Annotated in this window: 12 protein-coding genes; 6 read left to right on the top strand and 6 right to left on the bottom strand. The window is 31.8% G+C overall.

Annotation, left to right across the window (positions count from 1 at the left end):
• Positions 1-78: 78 nt before the first annotated feature.
• From glmS to GQS57_RS05560, 3 genes are read right to left on the bottom strand one after another with little or no spacing between them, the layout of a single operon-like run.
• Positions 79-1,935 carry a glutamine--fructose-6-phosphate transaminase (isomerizing) gene (glmS, locus tag GQS57_RS05570; protein WP_165731591.1) on the bottom strand — a complete coding sequence of 619 codons (1,857 nt, stop codon included), beginning with the start codon at positions 1,933-1,935 and terminating at the stop codon, positions 79-81.
• Positions 1,936-1,961: 26 nt separating this feature from the next.
• On the bottom strand, positions 1,962-3,530 hold the full coding sequence (locus tag GQS57_RS05565) for a DUF4270 family protein (protein ID WP_165731590.1): 1,569 nt from the start codon (positions 3,528-3,530) through the stop codon (positions 1,962-1,964).
• A gap of 12 nt (positions 3,531-3,542) precedes the next feature.
• Positions 3,543-4,352, bottom strand: coding sequence for a glycogen/starch synthase (locus GQS57_RS05560; protein WP_165731589.1), 810 nt, complete (start codon positions 4,350-4,352; stop codon positions 3,543-3,545).
• A gap of 97 nt (positions 4,353-4,449) precedes the next feature.
• Here GQS57_RS05560 and panC point away from each other — a divergent pair, with 97 nt between their 5' ends.
• The 4 genes from panC to GQS57_RS05540 are packed head-to-tail and all read left to right on the top strand — an operon-like array spanning position 4,450 to position 7,471.
• Positions 4,450-5,295: a pantoate--beta-alanine ligase gene (panC, locus tag GQS57_RS05555; RefSeq protein WP_165731588.1), complete on the top strand. Its 846-nt coding sequence runs from the start codon at positions 4,450-4,452 to the stop codon at positions 5,293-5,295.
• 31 nt (positions 5,296-5,326) lie between these two features.
• Entirely contained in the window at positions 5,327-5,677 is a 351-nt protein-coding gene (gene panD / locus GQS57_RS05550) for an aspartate 1-decarboxylase (protein ID WP_165731587.1), read from the top strand.
• Between the two features lie 2 nt (positions 5,678-5,679).
• The gene (locus tag GQS57_RS05545) at positions 5,680-6,624 is read left to right on the top strand and encodes a lysylphosphatidylglycerol synthase transmembrane domain-containing protein (RefSeq protein ID WP_165731586.1); all 945 of its coding nucleotides are present in this window, start codon (positions 5,680-5,682) and stop codon (positions 6,622-6,624) included.
• 46 nt (positions 6,625-6,670) lie between these two features.
• Positions 6,671-7,471, top strand: coding sequence for an aspartate dehydrogenase domain-containing protein (locus tag GQS57_RS05540; RefSeq protein ID WP_165731585.1), 801 nt, complete (start codon positions 6,671-6,673; stop codon positions 7,469-7,471).
• Here GQS57_RS05540 and GQS57_RS05535 read toward each other — a convergent pair.
• Positions 7,458-8,372, bottom strand: a complete 915-nt coding sequence (locus tag GQS57_RS05535) for an NAD(P)-dependent oxidoreductase (RefSeq protein WP_165731584.1) — start codon at positions 8,370-8,372, stop codon at positions 7,458-7,460. The two genes, GQS57_RS05540 and GQS57_RS05535, sit on opposite strands and share 14 nt — an antisense overlap.
• A gap of 324 nt (positions 8,373-8,696) precedes the next feature.
• Here GQS57_RS05535 and radA point away from each other — a divergent pair, with 324 nt between their 5' ends.
• Positions 8,697-10,058, top strand: a complete 1,362-nt coding sequence (radA, locus tag GQS57_RS05530) for a DNA repair protein RadA (RefSeq protein WP_165731583.1) — start codon at positions 8,697-8,699, stop codon at positions 10,056-10,058.
• Positions 10,059-10,228: 170 nt separating this feature from the next.
• Here radA and GQS57_RS05525 read toward each other — a convergent pair whose 3' ends face one another.
• The gene (locus GQS57_RS05525; protein ID WP_165731582.1) at positions 10,229-10,789 is read right to left on the bottom strand and encodes a sugar O-acetyltransferase; all 561 of its coding nucleotides are present in this window, start codon (positions 10,787-10,789) and stop codon (positions 10,229-10,231) included.
• Positions 10,790-11,187: 398 nt separating this feature from the next.
• Here GQS57_RS05525 and GQS57_RS05520 point away from each other — a divergent pair, with 398 nt between their 5' ends.
• Complete coding sequence (locus GQS57_RS05520) at positions 11,188-11,976, top strand: hypothetical protein (RefSeq protein ID WP_165731581.1); 789 nt, start codon at positions 11,188-11,190, stop codon at positions 11,974-11,976.
• Between the two features lie 87 nt (positions 11,977-12,063).
• Here the strand turns inward: GQS57_RS05520 and GQS57_RS05515 are convergent, their stop codons facing one another.
• Complete coding sequence (locus GQS57_RS05515; RefSeq protein WP_165731580.1) at positions 12,064-12,810, bottom strand: uroporphyrinogen-III synthase; 747 nt, start codon at positions 12,808-12,810, stop codon at positions 12,064-12,066.
• Positions 12,811-12,812: the final 2 nt, after the last annotated feature.

The following is a 12,812-nucleotide window of genomic DNA, read 5'->3' as shown; positions in this document are numbered from 1 at the left end:
TAAGTGTCATATATTACTTTTATTAAATAAAAAAACCCAGCTATAAGCTGGGTTTAATTTTATAAAGTGTAATAAAAATTACTCTACCGTAACCGATTTTGCTAAATTTCTTGGTTGATCTACATTCTTACCTAACATCACTGCAACGTGATAGGATAATAATTGAAAAGGAATTGTAGTTAATAACGGTGTTAACGCTTCTTCTGTTTCAGGAATTTCTATAACATGATCTGCTATATCTCTAACCTGTGTATCTCCTTCTGTTACAATTGCAATAATTTTACCAGACCTCGATTTAATTTCTTGAATATTACTCACTACTTTTTCGTAATGACCTTTATTGGTTGCAATAACAAAAATTGGCATGTTCTCATCAATTAAAGCAATTGGACCATGTTTCATTTCTGCTGCAGGATATCCTTCTGCATGTATGTAAGAAATTTCTTTTAATTTTAAAGCGCCTTCTAATGCTACCGGAAAGTTAAAACCTCTACCTAAATACAAACAGTTTTTTGCATCTTTATAAACAGCTGCAATTTCCTTTACTTTTTCATCAATCTTTAAAAGTGCCTCTATTTTAGCCGGAATTAATTCCATTTTTTGCAAATACATTCTAAAAGCAGAGTCCGACATTGTTCCTTTTGCCTTTGCTAACTTTAAAGAAATTAATGTAAGTACCGTAATTTGAGTTGTAAATGCTTTTGTTGAAGCTACTCCAATTTCTGGACCAGCATGTGTATAAGCTCCTGCGTGTGTTTCTCTTGCGATAGAAGAACCTACTACATTACAAATACCAAATACAAAAGCTCCTTTAGATTTCGCTAATTTAATAGCAGCTAAAGTATCTGCAGTTTCTCCAGATTGAGAAATTGCAATAACCACATCATTTGGTGTAATTATAGGGTTTCTGTATCTAAACTCAGATGCGTACTCAACCTCAACAGGTATACGCGCCATATCTTCTATTAAATACTCACCAACTAAACCAGCATGCCAAGAAGTACCACAAGCAATAATTATAATTCTATCAGCATTTAAAAACTTATTTAAATTGTCATCTATTCCAGACATTTTAATAAGTCCTTCATTAGGTAACATTCTACCTCTATAAGTATCTATAATAGCCTTAGGTTGCTCATGAATTTCTTTTAACATGAAATGATCATAACCACCTTTTTCTATCTGATCTAAACTCAGTTTTAATTTCTGAATATTAGTATCAACCATAGAGTCGTCTTTAATCTTACGAACTTTTATGTCTTTACCAATTTTAACAACTGCCAATTCTTCATCCTCTAAATAAATAGCATTCTTTGTATACTCTATAAATGGCGATGCATCAGAAGCAACAAAAAATTCACTATTATCTTTTCCTACTCCAATTGCAATAGGACTTCCTAATCGAGCAATAACTAACTCATTTGGTTTTGTTTTATCAAAAACAGCAATTGCATAAGCACCTACAACACTTGTTAATGCTAGTTGAACTGCTTGCCCAAGCTTACAACCTTCGTTCTTTTTTACTTCTTCTATTAGATTAACTAAAACCTCAGTATCTGTATCACTCTTAAAAACATAACCTCTAGATATTAACTCTTTTTTTAAAGTGTCGTAGTTTTCAATAATACCGTTATGTACAATAACTAATTCACCAGACTGAGAAACATGTGGATGAGAATTTACATCATTTGGCACCCCATGAGTAGCCCAACGTGTATGGCCAATTCCTATATTTCCTTTTTTTCTTTTTTCGTCATTATCAGTTATAGCTTCTAAATCTGAAACTTTTCCCTTGGTTTTAGAAAGATGTATTTCTTTCCCATCATACATCATTATCCCAGAACTATCATACCCTCTGTACTCTAGTCTTTTAAGTCCATTTACAACGATCGGGTAAGCATCTCTAAAGCCAATATAGCCAGTAATTCCACACATAAAATTTTCTTTTAGTTCGTTTTTTTTTAATCCTTTTTCTCTGAATATGAAATCTTTAACTCTACCTTTTTATTACCATTTATAGCTTCATGATTAAAAAGCGTTACTGCCTTCGGATTCCAATTATAATTCTTAAATATAGTATCTGTAACTGTTAGTAAGTCTGTAGCGTTAATTACTTTAAGTCTTAATGTTGGAGAGTAATTTGTTTCACCACTTAATAAGTCTGAAATATAATCTGTAATTCTAAAAGTGTACTTCTCTTTCTTTCCATTAGAGTCTCTCTGTAACAAACCTCCAAAAATAGTAGCTCCCTCAGAATAAACATCTTTTACTTGACTGTAAACAGGTGGTACATTTTCATCACTCTTGTACAAGAATAATTGATAAGGAACAGCTGTTGTATCTATAGATTGATTAATATAAAAAGTTAAAGAAGCATCATTTATCAACAGATTTCTAGCTCTTAATTCTTCTATTTTATCAGCAACTCCATTACCATCTGTGTCTGCTCCAAAAAGGTTTATTTTAGCTTCACTTCCTGCAGCTCCTTGTAATACAATTTTATCTGAAGGATATACTTTATCATCCATCTTATAAGTACTTGCTCTTACTCCAGATAATAAAAAACTATCATTTTTGTAAATTGTATCTATAATAACTCCTCCAGCAACAACTGTATTTGTATAATAAACTTCTAGTGATGGCTTAACCGTAGCATTAAAATTAAAAGAAACTAAAGATCCTTCGTCTCCTGTAGCTTCTAGAATAAGTCCTCTAAAATAGTCATTAAACGCAGCCTGAGAATCAAAATCTGATGATTCATATTTATCTAGGAATAATTCTTTAATTTTATCTTCTTTTAAAGGAATTACTGCAAAAGGTACTGGTATTGTAGCAGATGTAGAATTAAAATATTTTACAGTATCTTGGGTAGCTACAGTTTCATCACTTAACCATCTTTTAACTACAATTGAGTCTGTTAAGCTTGGTAAAAATTTAAAATCTGAAGTAACATTCAATTCAACTCCTTCTTTTTCAAATACATCATTAGATTGATAACTATTCAATTTTGAAGGTTCTGTAGGATTTAATATACTTAAATAAGTACTGGTTTCATAAACATTTAAATTAAACGCTTTAGTTTGATCTCCTATAATTGAATCTAACTCATACGCTGTACCATCATCATTAAAAGTTACTTGATATGGTAATTTTACAAATGCAGTATCTATTGTAGTAACCACAATAGTATCAGAACCGTAAATATTTTCATCATCAATTACCTTTAAACCTGAACTTAAAGCTAGTTGAGAAACTATAGAAGCTTCTATTTTTTCGTAATCACCATTTGTCCCAGTATGAACACCTAGTAGATATAAACCTGGCTCTGCAGAAATATTATCAGAAGTAACACTTGTAATAGGGCTATTTTCTATAACAATTCCTTTAACAGTTAAGGTATCTGTATCAAACTTTGTATTACTAATAATACTAGACTTAATATCTGTAAAATCTTTTTCACAAGAAATAACAGCTGTAAACACGAATACTAAAGCTACAATAAATGTGCTTTTCTCAAAAAATCTCCTCACTTTATAAAATAATTAATTAGCTGAAATTAAATCAGCATAAAAATTTAAATAACTTTCCTTTAAATCTTCAGATTGATATTCTAAAACCGGAATATCTTTACCTTCTATAAAAGAAGCTAATTCTTCTGAAATTTCCTCACTACCATGTATAATTGCGTCAGAATTTTCTATGGCACTTTTTAATATGTTTGTAAAGTTTGGTGTTTTAATTGTAGCAATTTTCTCGTCACAAATATTATCAAATTTCACTTTATCAGCTAAAGATTCATCTAACGTTCCCTCAAAAGGGTTATTATATAAAGACGTTATGATTTTACTTTCTGTAAACAAAGGTTCTTCTTTATAAAACTCTTTTAAATAAAGAGGTAAAAGAGAAGCCATCCATCCATGAACATGAATAATATCTGGCGCCCAGTTTAATTTTTTTACAGTTTCTATAACTCCTTTTGCAAAGAAAATAGCGCGCTCATCATTATCCTCAAACAAATCATCATCTTCATCAGTAAAAACGGCTTTTCGTTTAAAATATTCTTCATTATCTATAAAATATACTTGCATTCTTTCTTTAGGAATAGAAGCAACTTTTATAATTAATGGCATATCCATATCATTAACTACTAGATTCATCCCAGATAAACGAATTACTTCGTGTAGCTGATGTCTTCGCTCGTTAATTACGCCATATCTTGGCATGAAAATTCTTGTTTGTACTCCTTTAGAATGTGCGTTTTTTGCAACATTAAAGGCTGTAGATGATAACTCTGTTTCGGGTAAGTATGGAACTACTTCAGATGAAACAAATAATATTCTCTTGTCCTTCATTAAATCAAACTCTTTTATAAGAAGCGCAAAAATACAAATTTTTATGCTAATATCGTGTTAAATTGGTAAGTTTGCAGACTATACTTAATTTTTGAAGATGAAAATTTTTAACACTAAACAAGAAATAAATGCATATTTAACCTCTAAAAAAGAGGGTAATAAAACCATAGGTTTTGTGCCAACAATGGGCGCATTACACGAAGGTCATTTATCTTTAATTAAAAAAGCAATCGAGAAAAACGATCTAGTTGTAGTAAGTATTTTTGTAAATCCAACCCAGTTTGACAACCAAGAGGACTTAATTAAATACCCAAAAACCATAGAAAATGATACTAAATTACTAGAAAGTGTTTCTTGTGATGTATTATTCCTACCTTCTGTAGAAGAAATTTATGCAGAAAACATAGCTTCAGAAAAATTTGATTTTGACGGACTAGAACACCAAATGGAAGGCAAATTTAGAACAGGGCATTTTGATGGTGTTGGTACCATCGTAAAAAACCTTTTTGAAATTGTAACACCTAATAGAGCTTATTTTGGTCAAAAAGATTTTCAGCAATTGCAGATCATCAAAAAAATGGTTAGAAAAAACAGACTGCCTGTAAAAATAAAAGGATGTCCAATTTTTAGAGAAGCAGATGGTTTAGCAATGAGTTCTAGAAATGCTAGATTATCTAAAGAACATAGAGAAGCAGCACCATTTATTTACAAAACTCTTAAAAAAGTTAAAAGTAAATTTGGCATAGAAAATGCTGTAACCGTAACTGAGTGGGTAGAAAATCAATTTAAAGAACACCCTTTATTAGAATTAGAGTATTTTACAATTGCTGATGAAAAATCATTAGAAACCATAAAAAACAAAGAATCTAACAAGAAAAACCGTGCTTTTATTGCAGTTTACGCAGGAGAAATACGATTGATAGACAACATTCGATTAAAATAGTAGTAATCAAAAAAAATAGTATTTTTGCCCCATGTTAGTACAAGTTGTAAAATCAAAAATCCACCGTGTAAAAGTTACAGGTGCAGATTTAAATTATATAGGAAGCATTACCATTGATGAAGATTTAATGGATGCTGCCAACATTATTGAAGGTGAACGCGTTCAAATTGTAAATAATAATAATGGAGAGCGTTTAGAAACATACGCGATTCCTGGACCTCGTGGAAGTGGAGAAATCACCTTAAATGGAGCTGCAGCAAGAAAGGTTGCTGTTAATGACGTTTTAATTCTAATCGTTTACGGATTCATGGATTTTGAAGAAGCAAAAAGCTTTAAGCCATCTTTAGTTTTCCCTAACGAAAAAGACAATACACTTACATAGGTTTGAATATCAAAAAAATATTAAAAACTGTACTACCTCTCGTTTTGGGAGGTTTTTTAGTATGGTACTCTCTCTCTAAAATCTCTTTAGATGTTCTAATAGGGTATTTTAAAGATGCAAAATATGGCTGGATTCTCCTTGGGCTATTTTTCGGAATTTTGAGTCACCTTTCTAGAGCTTATAGATGGAAATTTATGCTAGAACCTTTAGGTTTTAAGCCTAAATATACAAATAGTGTTTTAGCTGTTTTAGTAGGTTATTTAGTAAACTTAGCCATACCAAGAGCCGGAGAAATCTCTAGAGCAACCGTAATGGCAAACTACGAGAAAATTCCGTTCGAAAAAGGATTTGGAACTATTGTAGCCGAACGTATTGCTGATTTAATCATGATGCTTTCTATCGTTGCAATAACACTTTTTGTTCAATTCGATTTTATCTACGAACTCTTAACCAAAAACTTTAATCCAACAAAAATCATTATTGGCTTAACGGTTCTTATTCTTGGTTTTTACATTTTAACATCATTTATAAAGAAAGCAAAATCTGGGTTTTTATTAAAAATTAAAACCTTTGTTGCCGGCTTATTAGAAGGTGTTACTAGTATTTTTAAAATGAAAAATAAATGGGCATTTATTTTTCATACCGTATTTATTTGGGTAATGTACGTTGCCATGTTTTGGGCAACAATTCCTGCAATTGAAGGATTACACGTTCCGTTTGGCGGAATATTAATCGGTTTTATTGCTGGCGGATTTTCCATTGCAGCAACAAATGGCGGAATTGGATTATACCCAATTGCTGTTGCTGGTGCCTTGGCTTTGTTTGATGTGCCTACAGAACCTGCAACCGCTTTTGGTTGGATTATGTGGACCGCACAAACTGCAATGATTATCATTTTTGGAGGGTTGGCATTTTTTGCACTACCAATTTACAATAAGAATAAATAACTTTTTATAATTGCTTATACTGTAAAAAAGGAATATGTTTGCCTTTATGGAAAAAAAAACATTAGCAATTGTAGGTTGCGGCGGACTTGCAAGCATCGTTGTACAGGCTTTAGATAAAGGCTTGTTGCCAGATTTTCAAATTATCGGCACATACTCAAGGACTTTCAATAAGGCCGAGGTTTTTTCAAATCATATTAATAACACAGATAGAGGATATACCTGTACAGCATGTCATTCTCTAGAAGAATTATTAATGCTAAAACCAGACTATCTTGTAGAAGCATCTTCACCAGATTCTTTAAAAGAATTAGCGTTGCCAACCTTAAAAAACGGAACATCAATAGTAACAATCTCCATAGGAGGTCTTGCAGATGCCGATTTTTACGAAGAGGTTAAAAAAACAGCTTCAGAATATGGTACACGAGTTCATATTGCATCAGGAGCTGTTGGAGGATTCGACGTATTAAGAACTGTGTCTTTAATGGAAGAAAGCGAAGTGACTTTCGAGTCTACAAAATCGCCAAGAGCCATGAGAAATAGCCCAGTTTATAACCCTATTATAGAAACGCAAGAACACCAATCTTTTGAAGGTACTGCTGTAGAAGCTATCGCACTTTTTCCAAGACAAGTAAACGTTTCTGTAGCGGCTGCACTGGCATCAACAGGACCAGAAAACGTAAACGTTTCTATTAAAACTATCCCAGAATTTGTTGGCGATAATCATCGTATAGAAATAAAAAGCCAGGAAATTCATGCCGTTTTAAACATTTATAGTCAAACGGCAAAAATTGCTGGCTGGAGTATTGTTAATACATTAAGAAATATTACTTCGCCTATTGCTTTTTAAAATAAGCTGTTAAGTTAGCTAACACCTTTTCGCTTAATCTAACAAATGCTTGTTGTGTTCTACCTGTAGAAACTTCTAAGCAATTAACTTTAGGGTTATCTAAAAGCTCTTTATCACCTAAAGCGCCAAGAGTATCACAATATACGGCATTGTCACCTGCTGCTAGCCACTTATTAAAAGGCTCAGCATCCCAAGCAGGTGATAATCCTGTATTGAATAATATTTTATGATTACCAAATTTAATAAACTCGTTTTCATGCAATAAAACAGTGTTTTTATTTAAACAAGCAATCACAACTTCATTTGTTTTCATTAGTTCTTCTAATGGTAAAAACTCATAGCCTTTTGCTTTAGCATCTTGTTTTTCACTTCTGGCAAAATAAGTAATTTCAGCACCTAAAAAGTGAAGTGCATCCGCAACCATACCACCAGATTTTCCCAAACCTACAATCCCTACTTTTAAACCTGTAATTTCCCTAGGAATTCCGCCCCAAGCATTTCTTGGTTTACCATCAGAAGTAGTACCAAAACCATGTAAACATCTTACCAACTCACTAATTACATACTCTACAACTCCCTCGTCTCCATAATCGCGCACACCAGTAACAGTAATGCCACGTGAGTTTGCATAGTTAATATCTACATTCGCACTTTCTGGCGCATACAACGAACAACACATACCTATATATTTTACATTTGGGCAGCGTTCTAAAATTTCTTTTGTTAATGTTGTGGTGTAACTTAATAAAACACCATCTGCATCACCAATACGTGCTACAATCTCATCGTCTGTTGTTGGTCTGTCTGTGTATAATAGTAGGTTTTCTGTTAAAGATTCTAATTTTATATTAACCGAATCAATTAACTCTAAAGGCTCTATTCCTATAAGTTTTTTAAACATAATTCACTTTTTTATTTGTTGTAAATGAAAGGCGGCAACATAAGAAATATCCCTTGTAAGAACTAATTTTTAACGTAACTTTAAGCTATTCTTTAGTCTATATAATTTCTAGGGCGTTCCCTAAAAAGGTCGCGCTTTCACTACTCGCTTTTTTCTTATGCTAAAAAAATAGCATCAAAAAAAGAGCTCAAACAGGTAGTTCAATCGCTAACGCAAATATTTGCTAACTTTTTGGGAATCTTTTTTTTTATTACTTTTTTTAAAACTTATAAGCTCATAAACTTTGTAACTTTGTTCCTCAAAAAATTGTAAACTTTTTCTATAATGGCTAAAACCAAAACAACTTTTTTCTGTCAGAACTGTGGAACCCAACATGCAAAATGGGTAGGACAATGTGGTGCTTGTAAAGAATGGAATACCATTGTAGAAGAAGTAATACAAAAAGAAGAAAAACGCGTTTGGAAACAATCTACAACCGCAAAACAAACCGTAAACAAACCTTTAAAAGTTGCTGACATTCAGTTAAACCCAGAAGAAAGAATTGTTACCAACAACAACGAATTAGACACTGTTTTAGGTGGAGGATTGGTAAAAGGTTCTGTAACACTTTTAGGTGGTGAACCCGGAATTGGAAAATCGACCTTATTATTGCAAGTTGCTTTAAATATCAGCCAGAAAGTACTGTATGTTTCTGGTGAGGAAAGTCAGTCTCAAATAAAAATGAGAGCAGAAAGATTAGAAGCAAACAACTCTAACTGTTTAATTTTAACGGAAACCAACACCCAAAACATCTTTAAAAATATAGAAGAGACAATGCCTGATGTTTTGGTAATAGATTCTATACAAACATTACACACAAGCTCTATAGAAGCATCTCCTGGTAGCATTTCTCAAATTAGAGAAACTGCAGCAGAACTGATTAAATATGCCAAAGAAACAGCAACTCCGGTTTTATTAATTGGTCATATAAATAAAGATGGAAACATTGCTGGTCCAAAAATTTTAGAACACATGGTAGATGTTGTTTTACAATTTGAAGGCGACAGAAATCATACGTACAGAATTTTAAGAAGTCAGAAAAACAGATTTGGTTCTACGTCTGAATTAGGAATCTACGAAATGCTTTCTAGCGGATTAAGAGAAATTTCTAATCCGTCTGAAATTTTAATTTCTAAAAAGGATGCAGATTTAAGCGGAACAGCAATTGCAAGTACTTTAGAAGGTATTAGACCTTTAATGATAGAAATACAAGCTTTAGTTTCTACCGCCGTTTACGGAACACCTCAGCGTTCTACAACGGGGTATAATTTAAAACGTTTAAACATGATTTTAGCTGTTTTAGAAAAAAGAGCAGGTTTTAAATTAGGCGCAAAAGATGTCTTTTTAAATATTACTGGAGGAATAAACGTAGACGATCCTGCAATTGATTTAGCAGTGGTGGCTGCTATTTTATCGTCTAACCAAGATGTTGCTATTAATCCGAATGTTTGTTTTGCTGCAGAAGTTGGTTTGGCTGGAGAAATAAGGCCAGTTTCTAAAATAGATCAAAGAATTACCGAAGCAGAAAAATTAGGTTACAAAACTTTAGTCGCCTCTAAATACAATAAAATTGCTTCTAAAAATCACGGAATTCGTTTGGTTTTGGTAGGTAAGATTGAAGAGGCTTTTGCTACTTTGTTTGCTTAAGCTTTATTTTTTTTACTATTAAAAAAACAAGGAACCTTAATTATTTTCTATTAGCTAACAAACAGGTTTAGCCCTGATTGAAGCGGCATCCTTTTTTTGTTTTTAACAAAAAAAGATATAGCGAAAAGCAGGAAAAAGCTTCTAAAAAAAAACAGTACAAAACAAGTTTTCTAAGCTTCTAATTTTCGAATTACTTTACAAGGATTTCCTGCTGCAAAAACATCTGCAGGAATATTTTTTGTAACTACACTTCCTGCTCCAATTACGGTTCTGTCTCCAATATGTACACCCGGACAAACTACCGTACTTCCTCCGACCCAAACATCTTCTCCAATAGTTATTGGTTTTGCTAATTCGAGTCCGGAAGCTCTTTCTTTATGATTTATAGGATGTGTTGCTGTGTATAATTGCACATTTGGACCAATTAATGTTCTAGAACCAATTGTAACGGGAGTTACGTCTAAAACAACACAATTAAAGTTAAAATACACATCGTTTCCTGTAATTATATTGTAACCATAATCGCAATAAAAGGGAGTTTGTATAAATAGATTCTTCCCTTGATTTGGCAGTAATTTATGTAAAATAACATTTTTTGATTCCGCTTTATCTTCTGATAAATCATTTAGCTCTTTTAATAACAATCTTGCTTCTAATCGTTCTTTGGTAAGTTGTATATCTGAGGCATCATATAATTGACCAGAGAGCATTTTTTGTTTTTCAGTTTTCATTTATCAGTTCTATTTGTACGAAGTTACTAAGATAATTTATTTTCTAAAAACTAATAGTAAAAACCCCCTTCAGGTTCCCAAAACCTGAAGGGCCTGAAAGTATTTACCTATAAAATAACATACCTTAAAATAATTTCTATTAGTTAGCAAACAGGTTTTGACCTGACTTCCCTAAGAATTCACTAATTAAGGTTTAGATAAAATTGAATCAGTATAAATATCTAATATCAAACACCTCATAAAGGGTTTTAAACTTTTATGGGGTAAAATTTCAAATTAACAAATCATTTCTTTATTTGGAATGAGTTCATATCTAATGCTATTGTTATATTATTAATCTTAAAAAGGATTGATATTTGAACTTTATAACTAAATATCATTAACTTAAAACAATACATATGAAATTAAGAATATTAAGTATTATCTGTTTAACTTTAATAACACTTGTAGGCTGTAAGGAGACTAAAAAAGAAAAAGTGAACGATACTCCGGAAAAAAGTACAAAAATTACCTTAGAAAAATTAGAAAACTCACCAGAATACGCTACTGCTTCGCTTAAAATGATAACACCAAGTGATACAGTAATAAAAACTGTTGGCAAAACTGCTTTTAATTTTGAAGTAAATAATTACGAATTAGGTGCAATAACAAAAAGTAAAGACACAGCACTTTTAGCAAATTCAGAAAAAGGACAACATATTCACTTTATTTTAAATAACGAGCCATATTCTGCACATTATGAGCCAACATTTAAAAAAGACATGCCTAATGGAGTGCATCATTTGGTGGCTTTCTTAAGCAGGTCTTATCATGAATCTGTTAAAAACGAAAATGCTGTAGTTGTTAAAAAATTAATTGTTGGAGAAGATACTAAGGACGATAACAATTTAGATATAAATGCACCAACACTTATTTATAGTCGACCAAAAGGAGAGTATACAGGAAAAGATACAGAAAATCTATTACTAGATTTTTTCGTATTAAATACAGAACTTTCAGAAAATGGTACTAAAGTTCGTGCAACTATTAATGACAAAGAATTTATAATAACAGAATGGGCACCAATGGTCATTAAAGGTTTACCAAAAGGAAAAGTTTCTATAAAATTAGAATTAATAGATGCTGAAGGAAATTTAATTCCGGGACCTTTTAATAGTGTTGAAAGAACAGTTACTTTAAAAAAGTAATCAAATTTATAACTGAAAAAAAATCATAAAAAAACCAAGCAAAATTGCTTGGTTTTTTTTATGTAATTTATAGCGTTTTAAGAAATATTACTTCTTATTTGCTAATTTTATGTATTTATCTAAAGCCATTGTCATAGAAGGTGTTTCTGGTGACGGCGCCGTAATATCACACTTAAAACCTGCATCTGTAACAGCTTTTACAGTAGAGTTACCAAAGGCAGCTATTCTTGTTGCGTTTTGTTTAAAATCTGGAAAGTTTTTTAATAATGATTCTATTCCTGATGGGCTAAAGAACACCAAAACATCATAAAATACATCTTCTAAATCAGACAAATCACTAACGACTGTTCTATATAAATCTAATCGTTTCCAAGTGATTCCTAAACTATCTAACTCTTCAGGAATTAAAGGCTTTAACTTATCTGAACTAGGTAATAAGAATTTTTCTGTTTTATGTTTCTTAATTAATTTTGTTAAATCAGGAAACGTTCTTGTACCTACATAAATTTTTCTCTTTCTGTAGACTACATATTTTTGTAAGTAAAAAGCAACTGCTTCTGACTGGCAAAAATATTTCATAGCATCTGGCACTTTAAATCGCATCTCGTCTGCAATTCTAAAAAAGTGATCAACAGCATTTCTACTTGTTAAAATAATAGCTGTAAAGTCATGTAAATCAACTTTTTCTCCTCTTACTTCTTTGACAGATATACCTTCTACGTGAATAAATGGTCTAAAATCTATCTTTACTTTTTGTTTATCAGACAAGTCAAAATAAGGGGAAGTTTCAGTCTTTGGTTCTGGTTGCGATACTAAGATCGTTTTCACTTTCATAT

The sequence above is a fragment of the Polaribacter sp. 20A6 genome, assembly GCF_011378915.1.
GTDB classification, from domain to species: domain Bacteria; phylum Bacteroidota; class Bacteroidia; order Flavobacteriales; family Flavobacteriaceae; genus Polaribacter; species Polaribacter sejongensis.
Note: the sequence above shows the minus strand (reverse complement) of the source record. Positions and strands in the feature narration are given on the sequence as shown.

Excerpts from the sequence above, each read along its gene's own strand:
- glmS (WP_165731591.1), bottom strand. The coding sequence starts at position 1,935 with ATGTGTGGAATTACTGGCTATATTGGCTTTAGAGATGCTTACCCGATC.
- GQS57_RS05560 (WP_165731589.1), bottom strand. The coding sequence starts at position 4,352 with ATGAAGGACAAGAGAATATTATTTGTTTCATCTGAAGTAGTTCCATAC.
- panC (WP_165731588.1), top strand. The coding sequence starts at position 4,450 with ATGAAAATTTTTAACACTAAACAAGAAATAAATGCATATTTAACCTCT.
- panD (WP_165731587.1), top strand. The coding sequence starts at position 5,327 with ATGTTAGTACAAGTTGTAAAATCAAAAATCCACCGTGTAAAAGTTACA.
- GQS57_RS05540 (WP_165731585.1), top strand. The coding sequence starts at position 6,671 with ATGGAAAAAAAAACATTAGCAATTGTAGGTTGCGGCGGACTTGCAAGC.
- GQS57_RS05535 (WP_165731584.1), bottom strand. The coding sequence starts at position 8,372 with ATGTTTAAAAAACTTATAGGAATAGAGCCTTTAGAGTTAATTGATTCG.
- radA (WP_165731583.1), top strand. The coding sequence starts at position 8,697 with ATGGCTAAAACCAAAACAACTTTTTTCTGTCAGAACTGTGGAACCCAA.
- GQS57_RS05525 (WP_165731582.1), bottom strand. The coding sequence starts at position 10,789 with ATGAAAACTGAAAAACAAAAAATGCTCTCTGGTCAATTATATGATGCC.
- GQS57_RS05520 (WP_165731581.1), top strand. The coding sequence starts at position 11,188 with ATGAAATTAAGAATATTAAGTATTATCTGTTTAACTTTAATAACACTT.
- GQS57_RS05515 (WP_165731580.1), bottom strand. The coding sequence starts at position 12,810 with ATGAAAGTGAAAACGATCTTAGTATCGCAACCAGAACCAAAGACTGAA.